At 62.4% G+C, this 13,531-nt stretch carries 13 protein-coding genes; 6 read left to right on the top strand and 7 right to left on the bottom strand.

All coding sequences use genetic code 11. The annotated features are described in order from the left end of the window. Positions 1-14 precede the first annotated feature (14 nt). The 3 genes from deoC to J3A64_RS11435 all read right to left on the bottom strand — a co-directional run bounded on the left by deoC (position 15) and on the right by J3A64_RS11435 (position 2,327). Positions 15-716 (bottom strand): deoxyribose-phosphate aldolase, encoded by a 702-nt coding sequence (deoC, locus tag J3A64_RS11445; protein ID WP_011774086.1) that lies wholly within the window; start codon positions 714-716, stop codon positions 15-17. Positions 717-831: 115 nt separating this feature from the next. Beyond that, the gene (locus tag J3A64_RS11440; protein WP_210064334.1) at positions 832-1,713 is read right to left on the bottom strand and encodes an FAD-dependent oxidoreductase; all 882 of its coding nucleotides are present in this window, start codon (positions 1,711-1,713) and stop codon (positions 832-834) included. A gap of 182 nt (positions 1,714-1,895) precedes the next feature. Continuing rightward, positions 1,896-2,327, bottom strand: coding sequence for a hypothetical protein (locus J3A64_RS11435; protein WP_011774088.1), 432 nt, complete (start codon positions 2,325-2,327; stop codon positions 1,896-1,898). 109 nt (positions 2,328-2,436) lie between these two features. Between J3A64_RS11435 and J3A64_RS11430 the strand changes: the two genes are divergently transcribed. Both J3A64_RS11430 and J3A64_RS11425 read left to right on the top strand, forming a co-directional pair. Further along, positions 2,437-3,033 carry a dihydrofolate reductase family protein gene (locus J3A64_RS11430; protein ID WP_210064333.1) on the top strand — a complete coding sequence of 199 codons (597 nt, stop codon included), beginning with the start codon at positions 2,437-2,439 and terminating at the stop codon, positions 3,031-3,033. A gap of 63 nt (positions 3,034-3,096) precedes the next feature. Then, positions 3,097-3,528: a LexA family transcriptional regulator gene (locus J3A64_RS11425; protein WP_011774093.1), complete on the top strand. Its 432-nt coding sequence runs from the start codon at positions 3,097-3,099 to the stop codon at positions 3,526-3,528. Here J3A64_RS11425 and J3A64_RS11420 read toward each other — a convergent pair. After that, complete coding sequence (locus J3A64_RS11420) at positions 3,525-4,535, bottom strand: LacI family DNA-binding transcriptional regulator (RefSeq protein WP_014921154.1); 1,011 nt, start codon at positions 4,533-4,535, stop codon at positions 3,525-3,527. The genes J3A64_RS11425 and J3A64_RS11420 overlap by 4 nt on opposite strands. Positions 4,536-4,678: 143 nt before the next feature. Between J3A64_RS11420 and J3A64_RS11415 the strand changes: the two genes are divergently transcribed. The 3 genes from J3A64_RS11415 (at position 4,679) to J3A64_RS11405 (ending at position 8,026) form a co-directional block, all read left to right on the top strand. After that, a complete protein-coding gene (locus J3A64_RS11415; RefSeq protein WP_011774095.1) occupies positions 4,679-6,145 on the top strand; it encodes a sugar porter family MFS transporter in 1,467 nt (488 codons plus the stop codon). 163 nt (positions 6,146-6,308) lie between these two features. Beyond that, positions 6,309-6,485 (top strand): sigma factor-like helix-turn-helix DNA-binding protein, encoded by a 177-nt coding sequence (locus J3A64_RS24120; RefSeq protein ID WP_374100546.1) that lies wholly within the window; start codon positions 6,309-6,311, stop codon positions 6,483-6,485. A 242-nt stretch (positions 6,486-6,727) separates the two neighbouring features. Next, the gene (locus tag J3A64_RS11405; RefSeq protein ID WP_014921160.1) at positions 6,728-8,026 is read left to right on the top strand and encodes a Y-family DNA polymerase; all 1,299 of its coding nucleotides are present in this window, start codon (positions 6,728-6,730) and stop codon (positions 8,024-8,026) included. A gap of 13 nt (positions 8,027-8,039) precedes the next feature. Here the strand turns inward: J3A64_RS11405 and J3A64_RS11400 are convergent, their stop codons facing one another. Genes J3A64_RS11400 through nirB form a run of 3 tightly spaced genes read right to left on the bottom strand, consistent with a single transcriptional unit; the run spans position 8,040 to position 12,884 of the window. Next, on the bottom strand, positions 8,040-9,197 hold the full coding sequence (locus J3A64_RS11400) for a uroporphyrinogen-III synthase (protein ID WP_014921161.1): 1,158 nt from the start codon (positions 9,195-9,197) through the stop codon (positions 8,040-8,042). Between the two features lie 12 nt (positions 9,198-9,209). Further along, the gene (gene cobA, locus J3A64_RS11395) at positions 9,210-10,244 is read right to left on the bottom strand and encodes a uroporphyrinogen-III C-methyltransferase (protein ID WP_210064331.1); all 1,035 of its coding nucleotides are present in this window, start codon (positions 10,242-10,244) and stop codon (positions 9,210-9,212) included. A gap of 9 nt (positions 10,245-10,253) precedes the next feature. Next, positions 10,254-12,884, bottom strand: a complete 2,631-nt coding sequence (gene nirB, locus J3A64_RS11390) for a nitrite reductase large subunit NirB (RefSeq protein ID WP_014921163.1) — start codon at positions 12,882-12,884, stop codon at positions 10,254-10,256. Positions 12,885-13,165: 281 nt separating this feature from the next. Here nirB and nirD point away from each other — a divergent pair, with 281 nt between their 5' ends. Continuing rightward, a complete protein-coding gene (nirD, locus tag J3A64_RS11385; protein ID WP_210064330.1) occupies positions 13,166-13,528 on the top strand; it encodes a nitrite reductase small subunit NirD in 363 nt (120 codons plus the stop codon). Positions 13,529-13,531 lie beyond the last annotated feature (3 nt).

The raw sequence follows: 13,531 nt of genomic DNA, 5'->3' as shown, positions 1-13,531 counted from the left end.
CGGCAGCGGAAGCCTTAGTAGGCAGATGAACCCTGTTCACCCTTGACGATCGCAATTCCGGAACTCGCTCCGATACGTGTTGCACCAGCAGCAATCATAGCCTGTGCATCGGCGAGGGAGCGCACTCCGCCTGAGGCCTTCACCCCCAGGTCCGGTCCGACGGTCTTGCGCATCAAGGCAACGTCTTCAACGGTGGCGCCTCCGCCGTTGAATCCGGTGGAGGTCTTGACGAAGTCAGCGCCCGCTTCCACGGCCGCTTCGCAGGCGATGACCTTCTGCTCATCTGTCAGCATGGACGTCTCGATGATGACCTTCAAGATGGCTTCACCCGCGTGAACAGGCTCGGATACGGCCCTGATGTCATCCACCAGCGCACCTTTGTCGTTGGCGCGGGCGGAGGCCATGTTGATCACCATGTCGATTTCATCCGCGCCGTCCAACACAGCTCCGCGGGCCTCGAATGCCTTGACGTCGCTGGGAGTGGCACCCAGCGGGAACCCGATCACCGAGCACGTCAGCACGCCCGAACCCTTGAGGGCTTTGGTGACGGTCTTAACCCATACGGGGTTCACGCATACTGACTTGAACTTGTACTCGATAGCCTCGGCGCACACCTTGAGGACGTCAGCCTCGCTGGCCTCCGGCTTCAACAGAGTGTGGTCAATGTAGGAGGCGATATTTGCGATGTTTGCAGGGGCGACGGCTTCGTTGCTCATGGGATCCTTCCGTGCAGGGCGTGGCCGGCCCGGTGGCCGCAGGGTTGTCACTGCCCGTCAAAGGACCATCTTGCCACATGGGCCGTTGTCCGCTGGGGCCGCCGCCGGCGGCAGGTTAGGCGGCGATCAGCGCCTGCTGATCTTCCTTGCCCGCACCCAGCAGCAAGCCTGAAGCGCACAGCATTGCAGAGGACTCGGCGGAAAGGAGCAAGCCCAGGCGAAGTCCGTCGCATGATGCGGCATCGCCAATCGCCCAGATGCCCGGGACGGATGTGGCGAGGTCGCGCCCCACTGCAATACCGCCGTCGGGGGCTGTTGTGAGTCCGGCACTTTCGGCGAGGTCATTGCGGGCTGTGCGCTCCTCGGCCAGGACCACCAGATCGCCCTTCATGCTGCTGCCGTCTTCGAAGAGGATGCCGCTCGCCGGCAGCAGGCCGCCTGGCGCGGCGGTACCGGTGGAAGGAACGACGGCGGTAGGGCGGAGGGTGGTTCGTACGGGGCGGACTCCGCGGGCCCGCAGCACAGCCTCGGCCTGGCCAGCCGCTGGTCCGTTCCCGACCAGGATCCCCAGGGGGCGGCGGCCCACAATGCGCGTGACTTCCTTGACCGCTTCGCCGATGTTAGCGGCGTCGTCGATGGTGGAGTAACTGAGGCCCGACTCGGAGCCCGCCACCGGGGGGAGGGTCGGGGCAGAACCGGTTGCTATGACCAACTGGTCGTAGGAGAACTCCATGCCGTCCACGGTGGTGACTATTTTCGCGTCGGAGTCAATGAAGCTGGCCGCCTGCCCGAAGCGAATTGAGACCTGGGGGAGTTCTGCGAGTTCCAGCAGGGCGTCCGGGCACTCGTCGCGGTTGCTGAGCACGGTGATGGTTCCGTGGAAAGCGCGTTGCCGGGAGTCGGATCCTCCGGCAAGTCGCCGCACCAAAGACTGGGCCGCGGGACCTGCCCCTGCGATGACGATGTGAAGGGAAGATGCGGACGGGATGGCGGACATGTTTGGCCCTTTCGCTCATGTGACCTGCTGTTGGTCTTCAGCGTAGGTGGCCGGTTTTTCGCGGGTGTTTCCCCGCTGTTGCCATCTTTGGCTGATCCGTAGCGTGCCGTTTACCCGCCGGTAATAACGTGGATCACATCGCTTTGGAAAAATGAGGTTTCCGATGAGTGCGGTGGTGGCCTCTAACGTGCCCGGACCCGGCTGTACACCATATCGAAGTCGTGCTCCAGCGGACCCCCGGGGTAGGTTCCCCGTTCCAGGCGGGCGTGGATGGTATTTCCGTCCTCGCTCACATGGCCCACGAATCGCTGGGGCCAGTCCGGGCCATCCCGGAATATCAACAAGACATTGTCCTTTAGCACCACGTCGTAGATCCGGGCGACGCCTCGTGAATCGAAGTAGTGCTGCTGCAGTGCCCCATCGGAGCCTGTTGCACCGATGACGCTGATCGAGTCGGGGTAGTCCGGTTGTTGAACCGTGGAGCGCTGGATCAGGAAGCCGCCGCTTTCCAGCCACTCGAACGTTGTCCGGCCCTGCACGTCCCTCTCCGGAACGGTGGTTTCCCACTCGCCGATCAGGATGTTCAATTGGTCCACGTTTGATGAGCGTGTCATGGGTCCTCCTGAAGGTATAGCCATAGTGTCCGCCTCGCTGAGCCCTTTGGCGAGCTTTGGACTTCGACGGGGGAAGGAACATCAGGGTGGTAGCTGTCATGATGGGCGCATGAGCCGAGTCACATGCGATCTGACTGTTTCACTCGATGGATTTGTTGCTGGCCCCAACCAGCGCGCGGAGGAGCCGTTGGGCGACGGCGGAGAGCTGCTGCACAGATGGATGTTTGAAGACCCGGAGGCGAACGCACCTGAGATCGAAGGGATTCTCGCGGCCGGTGCCTTCATCATGGGGCGGAACATGTTTGCTGGGCCTGGTCCCTCGGTATGGGACAAGGGCTGGAGGGGATGGTGGGGCGAGGAACCGCCTTATCACGCACCTGTCTTTGTCCTTACGCACCATCAGCATGAGCCGTTGGAAATGGAAGGCGGGACCAGCTTCCACTTCGTAACCGACGGCATCGAATCGGCGCTGGCCCAGGCCCGGGAAGCTGCCGGGGACCGGGATGTGGCCATTGCCGGGGGAGCACAAACCGCACGCCAGTTCCTCTCAGCCGGGCTCATGGACGAGCTGCGGCTTCACATTGCACCCATGATCCTGGGCGGTGGCGAGCGATTGCTCGACGGTGTGGGGGACGTGAAGCTGGAACAGGCCGAGGTGCGCGGAACCGGCCTGGTCACGCATGTGCGGTATCTGGTGGTCCGCTAGCCCAAATGTCCGCCCTTAGCTGTACACTCAATTATCGAACATATATTCGAATAAAGGTGTGTTGTGGGCGTGATAGTCGGCCCCCGCGTGATAGATGCGGGCTTCTCCCTAATGTCAGTACTGCTGGCGCCTATACCGGTGGCGGCGGGGTATCCGTCACCTGCGCAGGACTATTTTGATGGCCGCATCGATCTCAATGAGCACTTGATCAAGGATGTCACCAGCACTTTCGTGGTGAGGGTGACGGGTCAGTCCATGGAGGGCGCCGGGATCAGCGACGGCGACGAGTTGATCGTCAACCGGGCCCTCGAGCCCAAGGATGGGTCCGTCGTCGTGGCTGTCCTTGATGGCGAGCTGACCATCAAGAGGCTGCGCGTCACGCCGTCAGGTGTAATCCTGCAGGCGGACAATCCCAAGTATCCGGACATTCGCGTTCCGGCGTTGTCTGAGCTGACCATCTGGGGCGTCGCCACCACGTGCCTGCATCACATCTAGGTGACGCGCGCCGGTGGTGCTGTCGAGTTTCTCACCACCAGTTTCGGCGTGACTCGCCTGTCAGCGACGGGCGCCTCGGGATTGCTGAGGCGTTCCAGCGCGACGGTGCCCGCAATCTGTCCCAGCTCAGTAGCGTGAAGGTCGACGGAGGTGAGATCGATGCCGTGGAGTCCGGAGGTCCTCGAATTGTCGTAACCCACCAAGGAGAGCTCGGATGGCACCGAGAGGCCTTTGGCATACGCGGCCTCCCGGGCACCCAGCGCCAGCTGGTCGTTGTGGGTGAAGATTGCCGTTGGTCGCTCGGTCATGCTGAGCAGTTCGGTGGCCGCGCGCTGTCCGGCGTCCTGGGTGAAGTCCTCGGCCGCGAGCATAAGTGGCTTCAGCCCGGCGTCGCGCATGGTTTTCGCGTAGCTCTGCCTCCGGACCGTATGCCCGTCGTACACGGGCCCGGCCAAGTGGGCGATTCTCGTGTGACCCAGCCCGATGAGGTGTTCAGTGGCGGCGCGGGCGCCGGCAGCGTCGTCCGAATAGACGCTATCCACTCCCTCTACGGGGCGCGTCACGCTCACGAGCGGGACAATGTGGGCCAACTCCCGGACCCGCTCCTCGGAATCCAGCAGCGTGGCGGCGATGATGATGCCCACCCGTGCCTCAATCAGCGACTCCAGCGCGCCTTGATCCTCACCGTCAATGGACCGCGAGACGCTGAGAATGAGTCTGTTACGGTCTTGGGGCAGTGCCGTGCGGACACCACTGAGGATGTCCGCGTAGACCTCATTGCGGATGTCCATGAGATAAAGCCCGACGGCGGAGCGATGCTTGCGTGCGAGATCGGCGGCTACTGCGTTGGGCCGGTAGCCCAGACGCTTGGCGGCTTCGAAAATGGCCTGCTTGGTTTCGTCGCTGACGCCAGGCGCGCCGCGGAAGGCAAAGGACACGAGGGTTCGCGAAACGCCGACTTCCTTGGCGACGTCGCTTTGCGTGGCCGAACGATGGCGGTGGTCCATAACCATGTCCTCATCCTCCCATGGAGGAGAAACTGCAAAATTAAGTCATTTGTAAGTTTGACCTTACATTTAAGCCTTTCGCGCGTTAGTCTGTATTCAGAGCGGGTGGATATGACCCGCGCCACACTGACAAAGGAGTCCTGATGTCTGCTACGCAAACGCAGCGGGGAGGCGCCAACGGCGTTTCGCTCCCTCCGCTGACCAATGGCCCGCACCGAAAGCGCCTGGGGCTCGTCGCACTGGTAGCCACCTTCGGCGGTCTCCTCTTCGGCTACGACACGGGCGTTATCAATGGCGCACTGCGGCCTATGACGGCCGATCTCGGCCTTACGCCGTTGACTGAAGGGATTGTCACCAGCTCGCTTTTGTTCGGAGCGGCTGCCGGTGCAGTCGGCGGCGGTCGGTTGTCTGACGGTTGGGGTCGCCGCAAGACGATCATCCTGCTGGCCGTGCTGTTCTTTGCCGGAACCGTCGCCTGCGTTTTCGCGCCGAGCTTTGAAGTGATGGTGCTGGGGCGCGTCATTCTCGGCCTGGCCGTGGGCGGCGCCTCCACGGTGGTCCCCGTATTCCTCGCAGAGTTGGCACCGTACGAAATCCGAGGCTCCCTGGCCGGCCGGAATGAACTCATGATCGTCATCGGTCAGCTCGCGGCCTTCGTGGTCAACGCCATCATTGGCAACGTCTGGGGTGAGTTCGGGGGAGTGTGGCGCATCATGCTCGCCATCGCCGCACTGCCTGCCATCGCTTTGTTCTTCGGCATGCTGCGGATGCCCGAGTCGCCGCGTTGGCTCATCTCGAAGGGGCGCTGGGAAGAAGCCTTGGTGGTCCTGAAGACCATTCGCTCCGAGGAGCGGGCCGAGGCTGAAATGGCCGATGTAAAGCACCTCGCCGACGAAGAGCGGGCCTCCAAGGCCACATCCTGGGGCGCGCTGAAGGACAAATGGATCCTGCGCATCATCCTGGTGGGCATTGGCCTGGGTGTTGCCCAGCAGCTGACGGGCATCAACTCGATCATGTACTACGGCCAGTCTGTGTTGGTTGAGGCAGGGTTCGACTCCAATGCTGCCCTCATCGCCAACATCGCACCAGGCGTGATCGCCGTAGTTGGTGGCGTGATTGCGTTGACTCTCATGCAGCGCGTCAATCGTCGCACCACGCTGCTTTTGGGCTTCACGCTGACCACCGTGTGCCACTTCCTCATCGGCATCGCATCCATCGTCCTGCCGGTCGGCAATGCCGCACGCCCGTTCGTCATCTTGTTCCTGGTGGTCGCGTTTGTAGGATCCATGCAGACCTTCCTGAACATCGCCGTGTGGGTGATGTTGTCCGAGATCTTCCCGCTGCATGTTCGCGGTTTCGCCATCGGCCTATCGGTGTTCTGCCTCTGGATCGCCAACGCACTCCTGGGCCTCTTCTTCCCCACGCTGGTAGCCGGCGTCGGGATCACGGGAACGTTCTTCCTCTTTGGAATAGTTGGAATCCTGGCCCTCATTTTCATCTACACGCAGGTTCCCGAAACCCGCGGACGCACGCTGGAGGCACTCGAAGAAGATGTGACCACGGGTGCCATCTACCTGGTGCACAAAAAAGAATCGGCTGGAGTTTCCTAGCCTTTCCGCCCCGCAGCGTCCCGGCTTTTTCGTATCGCCGCATCCCGCCCGCCGGACTTTCCACAGTCCGGCGGGCGGGATGCTTTTTGTTGGCTGCCAGCTCTCCGGTTCTTTATCCGGATCCCTCTAGGCTCTGCCTACGCCTCCGCTGAATGGGTCGTGAATGCGGGTCCCCAGTTCTTGGTCTATGTCTTCGAACCTCAGGACTGCACGCTTGTGGGATGGCTTCGGAGTGGCCGAGGCCGGCGCCCTGTTGGGATTGTCGGCAACGGCTGCCAGGACTCGCTACTCAAGAGCCCGGAAACACTTGAGAGCCAGCATGGCCAGTAACGGCAGCTAAATCCCTGCTCAGAGAACGGCAGGTTCCTGACGTAGCTGGCTAATACGGCGTTGTTCCAACGAACTGCGGTCAGACGGTTGAGGAACACGGAAGACTCCATGAAATCCTCTGGATCCATTGGGCAGCGAAGTTTTTGTCGGGGCCAAAAGGTACAGTAGAAGTATTCGAATATATGTTCGAATGCACGGCGTGTCCTGCACTGAAACAGGGGCGCGCGTGCTATTGCCGATCAAGGGATGGAAATGTCCAAGCCAGCGCTCATGCACCGGATGCAGGAGATTGCCCACGTGGATATCAACTGCTTCTATGCCTCGGCGGAGCGGGCCTTTAACCCGGCGTTGGAGGGCAAACCGCTGATCGTCCTGTCCAACAACGACGGCTGCGCCGTGACAAGGTCGCCGGAGGCCAAAAAGCTGGGGATAGGACTTGGGGAGCCGTGGTTCAAGCTTGCTCCGCGCGCCAAGGAGTGGGGGCTCGTGGCACTCTCAAGCAACTACGAACTGTATGGAGACATCAGCTCGCGGGTCATGGAGCTTCTGGCCCGGTACTCGGCATGGCAGGAGGTGTACTCCATTGATGAGGCGTTCCTTGGAGTGAAGGGACAACCGGACGATCTGCTGGAGCTGGGACGGACTATCAAGGCCGCGTGCCAGCAGCACGTTGGGGTTCCCGTCTGCGTAGGAATCGCGCGCACCAAGACCCTGGCCAAGCTTGCCAACAAGTGGGCCAAGCACAATCCGGCCTTCAAGGGAGTGTGCCGTTGGGACTCCATCCCGGAAGTCCAACGCGAAGCACTGATGGCACGGCTTTCGGTAATCGAGATCTGGGGCGTGGCCACCAGGCTCACCAAACGCTTGAATGCGATGGGAATCTTCTCGATCCTGGACCTGGTCCGCGCCGACCCGGTGGCGTTGCGGGACAAGTTTTCCATCGTCATGATGCGGACCATTTTGGAACTGCAGGGCACGCCCTGCATCCCCATGGAGGAGGAACGGATAGGACGGGACCAGCTAATTTTCTCCCGTTCCTTCTCCACACCGATTACCACTGCAGCCGAGTTGCGGCAGGTGCTCAGCGTCTACGGCCAAATGGCCAGTGCCAGGCTGGCCAAACATGATCTTCAGGCCAAGCTGCTGACTGCCTTTGCCGCAACATCGGTCTATAACCCGAACGACAAATCATTCCCCACAGTCAACGTCAGGCTGCCCATGCCGACCTCGGATCCCGTGCTGCTGACCAAGGCCGCGCACGCACTGGTTCCAAAGATCCAGGAAGGCGTGAAGTACGCCAAAGCCGGGATCATGGTCACGGATCTCCGGCCAAGCGGCAACCAGAAACCGTTGGAGATCTTCGAGAACCGGCATGAGGAACGCGGGATCGGCACCTTGCTGGAGCAAGTCAGCAAGCGGTACGGCCGCGGTTCCATCGGTCTGGGTCATGCCGGAATCAAGGGCGGCCCGGACTGGTCCATGAAACGCGACATGCTCAGCCCCCGCTACACCACCAACTGGGACGAACTCCCCTTAGTGAAGGCGGCGTAGCGTGTCAGAGAATCTAAGCCCGCAGCCGGTAACCGCGCTTCACCACGGTTTCCACGAGCTTGCCGTCCGGAAGAGAGGACCGCAGCCTGCTCACTGTCATATCCAAGGCGTGCACCGAACCGCGCAGGTCCAACAGGTCAGAAAGAGCTTCCCGGGACAGGACAGCCCCACCCGCGCCGAGCAGCGCTCGCAGCAGGAGCAGGGGAGCCGGTGCGAGATCCACCACCTCACCGTTGATACGCAAGCAGCGCCCGCGCAACTCAATGGTGGCGCTCTTGGTCTCCAAACGCCGCACATGGTTGAGGGACAAATGTTCGGTCACCAGCCTGATGAGCGCACCCATCCGGTAACGGTCGGGAATCAGTGGCGTCAGCCCGGCGTCGACCAGCGGCTGTGCGGTGACCGGTCCAACGGCCGCAACAGTTACCGGACCCTTCAAGGCCTCGATGAGCTGGCGGTAGAGGCCCATTTCGTGCGCAGTGCTCCACATCGCGTCCACGGCCGGGGCGCTGGTAAAGGTCAACACATCGAGGTTGCCGCTGACCACGGCTTCGATCAGGCGCGGCAGTTTGTCTTCGCCGTCGGGCTTCACCCAACGGTACGGAGTCACTGTAAGGACAGTGGCCCCGGACATGCGGAGCCGTTCCAGCTGGCGCACATCCGTGTATCCGTGCAGTTGCACGGCCACCGTCTTGCCGCGCACGCCTTCGGCCAGCAGCATGTCCACCAGCGTCGCGGTGGTTTCGTCACTGCTGATTCCGACGTCGGCAAGACCGGCCGCCCGCACGGCGCCGCGGGCTTTGGGCCCACGGACGAACATGCGGCAGGCGGACAGGGTTTCCAGGAGTTGCTCGCCGATGCCAAAGGAATCGGCGGCCTCACACCAGCGACGCATCCCGTAGGCCGTAGTGGCGATGCAGATATCAGGCTTGGCCGCGATGATGGTGCGCGTGTCCTCGATGAGGACCATGTCCTCCTGCACAGGGGCGATCTTCAAGGCGGGGGCGTGCAACACGCTCGCACCGCGGCGCTCCAGTGCCTCGATGAGGTCACGGGAACGGCGGTGCGAGGTGACGCCAATGCGGAATCCATCCAGCGGCGCTTCTACGGCTTCGGAAACTTCCGGTGCGGCAGTAGCGTCCTGGACTTCGATGGCACGTGCAACAGTCATGTGTTCTTACCTTCAGGCTTCAAGGAGCGAAGCCGCGAGTCGGCTCAGTTCAGCGGATGCTTCGGCATGATTCCGGTTGGCTTCAGCCACCCGGACCACCTCGCCGATGACCAACACGGCCGGGTTGCTGCAGCCGGTGGCTGCTGTTTCGATGGTACCCAGATCGGCGATGGTGGTGCGCTGTCCCGGGCGGTACCCGCGTTCCACCACGGCCATGGGCATGTCCGAATTCATGCCCGCACCGCGCAGTCCGGCCGCCAGCTGGGGCAAGGTCCCAATGCCCATGAGGACCACGATCGTCCCACCAAGGCCGGCAAGGTGTGTGTGTTCCTTCTCCGTCAAAGGAGCGTGGCCGGAAACCACGGTGAACATGTGGCTCACCTCGCGGTGCGTCACCGGAATTCCGGCTGCGGCCGGAACAGAGATGGCACTGGTGACACCGGAGATGACTCTGACCGGGACCCCGGCAGCAACACAGGCAGCCACTTCTTCGCCGCCGCGGCCGAACACGTACGGATCGCCGCCCTTGAGCCGGACAACATTCTTGCCCAGCAGCGCAGCTTCCACCATGAGCTTCTCGATGTCCCTCTGCGTCACCTTGTGGAGCCCGGGCTGCTTTCCAACGTCCACCAGTTCCGCAGACGTCAGCTCTGCCAACTTCTGATAGGGAGCCAGCCGATCATAAAACACCACGTCGGCATCGCGCAGGGCGTCCACGGCACCCACCGTGAGCAGATCCACGGCTCCCGGACCTCCACCCACAAGGGTCACATGGCCGTCGGCGCCAGGTGCAGGCTCAAACGCAACGGGAATCCCGGCGTCGCGGCAGCGTTCCACCAACGGCAGCCAGCCAACCTCGCCGTCGTCCACTACCGCCACCAGGAACGGGCGCTCGGGGAGCTGACCGTCGCCCGGTACACCTTCAGGGGTGCTGAGCCGGTAAACGTTGGCGCCGGAGCTCTGGTAGCGGCGCACCGCTTGGCGGGCGGACTTTTCAGATCCCGTGACAAGGACGTCACGGCCGGTGAGATCAATGGTGAGCTGCATGGTGGACCCCTAGTTTTCTGCGCCGACGGTTTCGCTGCGGACCGGGATAGTGGAAGCGATGAGCACGCCGCCCTTTTCCTCGTTGGTGGCCGGACGGATCTGGCCGCGCTCCGGAACGAAGGAGATGGACTCGTCCTTCTGGTTGGGGGCGTTGACGAAGGAACGGAAACGGCGGAGGCGCTCCGGGTCCTTCAGGGTCTCGGCCCACTCGTCCTCATAGGTATCGATGTGCTTGGCCATGGCGGCTTCAAGCTCTTCGGCGATGCCCAAGGAGTCGTTGACCACTACTTCTTCCACGTGCTTGATGCCGCCGTCGAGCTCTTCCTGCCAGCGCGCGGTGCGCTGGAGGCGGTCAGCGGTGCGGATGTAGTACATGAGGTAGCGGTCGATGTACTTCAGCAGGGTTTCGTCGTCCAGGTCCTTTGCGAGCAGTTGGGCGTGCGCCGGGGTGGCACCGCCGTTACCGCCGACGTAAAGGTTCCAACCATCAGCCGTGGCAATCACGCCGACGTCCTTACCGCGGGCTTCGGCACACTCACGGGCGCAACCGGAAACACCCATCTTCAGCTTGTGCGGGCTGCGGAGGCCGCGGTAACGCAGCTCCAAGGCGATGGCCATGGCCACCGAATCCTGCACACCAAATCGGCACCAAGTAGAACCAACGCAGGATTTCACCGTGCGAAGGCTCTTACCGTAAGCCTGCCCGGACTCGAAGCCGGCGTCCACCAGTTCCTTCCAAATGTCCGGGAGCTGCTCAAGCCGGGCACCGAACATGTCGATACGCTGGCCGCCGGTGATCTTGGTGTAGAGGTTGTACTTCTCAGCGACGGCTGCGATGACGCCCAGGCCCTTCGGCGTGATCTCACCACCGGCGATGCGGGGGACCACCGAGTAGGTGCCGTCCTTCTGCATGTTCGCCAAAGCACGGTCGTTAGTGTCCTGCAGGGAGCCGCGGCCGGCATCCAGCACATAAGCGGAGTGCTGGCTGGCCAGGATAGAGGCGATGGTGGGCTTGCAGATATCGCAACCCGCGCCCGTGCCGTACTTGGCCATAATGTCCTCGAAGGACGTGAGCTCCAGGACGCGGATGGCGTCGAAGAGTTCCTGGCGGGAGAGGCTGATGTGCTCGCACAGTGCCTTGGAAACCTCAATGCCGGACTTCTTCAGTTCGCCTTCAAGGAGCTTTTTGAGCATGGGAACGCACGAACCACACTGGGTGCCGGCCCGGGTGCAGCCCTTCAGCTCGCCGAGTTCCTGCACGGGGGAGTTGCCCTCGCAGGCACCGCAGCCGTTGATGGTGTCGCGAATGGTTCCGGCGGCCACGTTGTTGCAGGAGCACAGGATGGCATCGTCCGGAAGCTCGGTCTCCGGAGCCTCACCACCACCGGCAGCGCTCAGGTATGCGCCGGGCTCGGCGGACAGCTCGCGGCCCAGGAGCGGGCGGAGGCTCATGTACGGTGAAGCGTCGCCCACGAAGATGCCGCCCAGGAGAGTCTTCGCATCATCGGTGGTGACAATCTTCTGGTAAACGCCACGAGCGGGGTCGGCGTACACGATTTCCAGGGAGTGCTCGGTCCGGGCAAACGCGTCGCCGAAGCTGGCCACGTCAACGCCGGACAACTTGAGCTTGGTGGCCGTATCAAAGCCGGGGAACGTTGCTTCGCCGCCGTGCAGGCGGTCGGCCACGATCTCAGCCATGGTGTTGGCAGGAGCCACGAGACCCAGGCACATGCCCTCGAAGTTGGCCACTTCACCGATGGCCCAAATGCCGTCCACTTCGGTGGCACAGAAATCATTGATGACAACGCCGCCTCGCTGGCCAAGGCTGAAGAGCTGCTCTTCGCCCTCCGCCGCACGGAAGAGGTCGTCGCGGGGCTTGACGCCGATAGCCACGATCACGAGGTCCGCGTCAATGGTGCGGCCGTCGGCCATCAAAACACCGGTGACGTTGCCGTCGTCGTCCGTTACTACCTCGGAGGGGAACACGCCTCCGTGCACTTCGAAGCCCTTGGCTTCAATCAGGCGGCCGAGCGCCTGGCCCGCGCCCTCATCCAGTTGGGTGTTCATCAGCCACGGTGCGCCGTTGATGACGATCGGTGTGGCGCCCAACTGCTCGGTACCGGCAGCGGACTCAAGTCCGAGCAAACCGCCACCAATGGTGACCGCGTTGACCTTGCGGCCCAGCTTTTCGCGCAGCTCGGCGATGGCCTTGTTAATGGCCCAGACATCCTCGAGCGTGCGGTAAACGTGGGTGTGTTCGGAACCCGGGATGGGGAGTCGGGCCGCGTCGGAACCGGAAGCCACCACCAGGTGGTCGTATTCGTACTTGTTGCCGGCGGCGGTGAGGACGCTCTTGGCAACGGAGTCGATCTTCACGGCCCGCTCGCCGGTGACCAAAGTCAGGGCTTCGTGGTCCCACATGGACGCATCGCCCAAGGTGAGGTCCACGTCGGTTTCCGTGAGGGCCTTGCTCAGCGCAACGCGGTCGTAGGGGAGGTGGGCCTCTTCGGTGAGCACCGTAACCTGCCAACCTTCAAGTCCGCGATTGACCATGGCATCGGCGAAACGGTGGGCAGCGGGGCCGCCGCCGACGACGACGATGCGGCGCGGGTTCTCTGTACTTGAAGTGTGTCCGGTCACTGGTGGGCCTTTCGCAGATGTTGCAGACGGATCTCCGCAACTTGTGCTTCCAGCCTAGGGACGGGCAGTTTCGCTTCAGTTTCCCTTATGTTTCGTGATCTTAACTTCTGCATCACGAACGCATTTCGCGAGGTGTGAGGTCTCTTTTACGCATTGGACACAAACCCGGACAACCGATGAAACACCCGGGTCCTAGCTTGGAGTAGTGGCCGCAAGTGTGGCCCGGTCCGGGGGAGTGACGGTGGAAATGCCAGCACCCGGACACAGTGAGAGGGGCTGAAATGACCGTAATTCTTGACAGGGCCGAGGACCTGACCACCACCGCCACATGGCACCGTGTTTGCCCGGTGGATGAACTCGAACTGGCTTGGGGCGAGGCTGCGCTGATCGCCGGCCGTCAAATTGCGCTGTTCCGCACAGCGCCCACCGAGGTCTTCGCTGTGGCACAGCAGGACCCGGCGACTCTCGCCAACGTCATGGCCCGCGGAATCATTGGATCCCGCGGAAGCCGTCCGACCATCGCGTCGCCGCTGCACAAAGAGGTCTACGACCTCGAAACCGGCGAATGCTTCACCAACCAGGAACTCAAGCTCGCGGCCTTTGCCACCCGTTTGGTGGATGGCTTCATCGAAGTTGAACTCTAAAAG

The organism is Pseudarthrobacter sp. PvP004, assembly GCF_017876035.1.
Lineage (GTDB): Bacteria > Actinomycetota > Actinomycetes > Actinomycetales > Micrococcaceae > Arthrobacter > Arthrobacter aurescens_A.
The sequence above is the reverse complement of the archived record's forward strand: the minus strand, read 5'-3'. Positions and strand labels throughout refer to the sequence as shown.